We start from the raw sequence: 691 nt of genomic DNA on the forward strand, positions 1-691 counted from the left end.
ACGTATCGACGGCAAGGGCTACCCAGAAAAACTAAGTGCAGCTTACCTCCATCAGTTTGTACGCATGGTATCAATTGTCGATGTTTATGATGCAATCACAAGTACCCGTTCATACAAAGACGGCTCACCAGCCTTTGATGCTTTAAAAATTCTCTACGCCGAACGAGACAAGCACTTCGACTCCGAGCTGGTTGAAGCGTTTATTCGTATGGTAGGCATTTACCCTCCGGGTACTTTGGTCGAAATGACCAACGGTGAAGTAGGCATCGTCGTATCAGCGAACGCTGACTCTCGTCTGCGCCCTAAAGTTGAACTGGTCATGACAGCCGATAAAAAATTCCGCTCTTCCTACGTAATTAATCTGATTAAAGACCCGATAGACAAGCATGGTAAACCCTATGCTATTAAGGAAGGCATTACGAATGGTACTCACGGTGTAGACGTAAAAGACTATATCTTGCAATAAATTCAGGCGCTTTAAGCAGCCCGAAAATTAGATGTAACGCACAATTTCAATTCCGGAATTACCGTCTATCATTACTATCGACCACTTGTCTCTTTGAGCTTGTTAGTTCTGCTCCTCAACTGTTTAATGACATTATGAAAAAACATATACCCCCAATTACAAATCCGCGTTCGCCGTTAAATAAACGGCTGATGGCGGGCTTTACGCTAGTCGAGTTGATGATTA

The 691-nt window shown here is 43.6% G+C and carries 1 protein-coding gene; it reads left to right on the plus strand.

Going from position 1 to position 691, the window contains the following annotated elements:
- The coding region (locus A3763_RS28495; protein WP_369823102.1) for an HD-GYP domain-containing protein at window positions 1-466 on the plus strand (466 nt) is incomplete at its 5' end.
- Window positions 467-691: the final 225 nt, after the last annotated feature.

The organism is Oleiphilus sp. HI0128, from assembly GCF_001635365.1.